This is a genomic window from Oleiphilus sp. HI0132, from assembly GCF_001635845.1.
On sequence record NZ_LWGJ01001841.1, the window covers coordinates 1 to 1,163 of the forward strand.

The 1,163-nt window shown below is 46.3% G+C and carries 2 protein-coding genes; one reads left to right on the top strand and one right to left on the bottom strand.

The annotated features are described in order from the left end of the window. Window positions 1–399 (top strand): endoribonuclease YicC domain-containing protein (locus A3766_RS27830; protein WP_156509204.1); only part of this gene is annotated, 399 nt, incomplete at its 5' end. 60 nt (window positions 400–459) lie between these two features. On the opposite strand, the gene phoU is transcribed toward A3766_RS27830, so the two are convergent. Then, window positions 460–1,163, bottom strand: a 704-nt coding sequence (phoU, locus tag A3766_RS27835) for a phosphate signaling complex protein PhoU (protein ID WP_068643405.1), incomplete at its 5' end; no start/stop codon positions are given.

Genomic DNA, 1,163 nt, shown 5'->3' on the forward strand with positions numbered 1-1,163 from the left:
TTTGAAGAGCGTTTAGTCGCTATTGAAAATATCGTTAAAGAAGTGCGCGCCTGGTTGCCAGATATTCTTAAAAAGCAAAGCGAATTAGTGAAGAAGCGCTTCGAAGAAGCTTCTGTACAAATGGACAATGAACGCCTTGAACAAGAGATGGTTTTGCTAGCGCAGAAAACTGATGTGGCTGAAGAGCTTGATCGTTTAGATGCTCATGTAGTTGAAGTACGAAGTGTACTGAAGAAAAAGGAGCCGGTGGGGCGACGTCTTGATTTCCTTATGCAGGAGTTAAACCGAGAAGCCAATACCTTGTCATCTAAGTCTATCGTAACAGACACCACAAAAGCGGCGGTAGAGTTGAAAGTTTTGATCGAGCAGATGCGCGAGCAAGTACAGAATGTAGAGTAGAGCGCTACTTGCAAAAACAGAGAGTGCCAAGGCAAAGCCTAGGGCACTCTTTTGAACTAACTACTTGGAAGACTCAACAAGCTGCTCAGCTTGCTTAATCGGCATATGACGCACATCTTTACCTTTTACGATGTAGATCACGTGCTCAGCCAGATTACACGCATGGTCACCGATACGTTCCAAGGCACGTAGTACCCACATAACGCTGTGAATCTGGGAGATACTGCGAGGGTCTTCCATCATGAAGGTCATCAGTGAGCGAACCGCTGACTTGTACTCGGCATCGACAGCATGGTCTTCTTTCATAATATCCAGTGCCATATCGATATCGAAACGTGCAAAGGCATCGAGTGCACCATTGACCATTTGACCAACATGATCGCTGATGTGGCGAATTTCGACGTAGCCGCGAGGTGCTTTGCCCTCTTCAGTCAGGCGGATTGCCATTTTGGCAATCTTACTGGCTTCATCACCAATGCGTTCGATATCTGCAACCATTTTGATGATAGAAATGACTAAGCGAAGGTCACTCGCTGCCGGCTGACGTCGTGCAATCAACTGGGTACAGTCTTCGTCGATCAGTAACTCCATTGCGTCAACTTCTTGGTCTTTGTTACGGACCGTATCGGCGAGTTCGCTATTGTTGGTGATAAGAGCTTCTACTGCATCAGATACTTGACGCTGTACGATACCGCCCATATTTAGCAACTGGTTACGCAACTCAGATAAATCCTGATTGAATTGCTGGGAAATGTGCTGAGTGT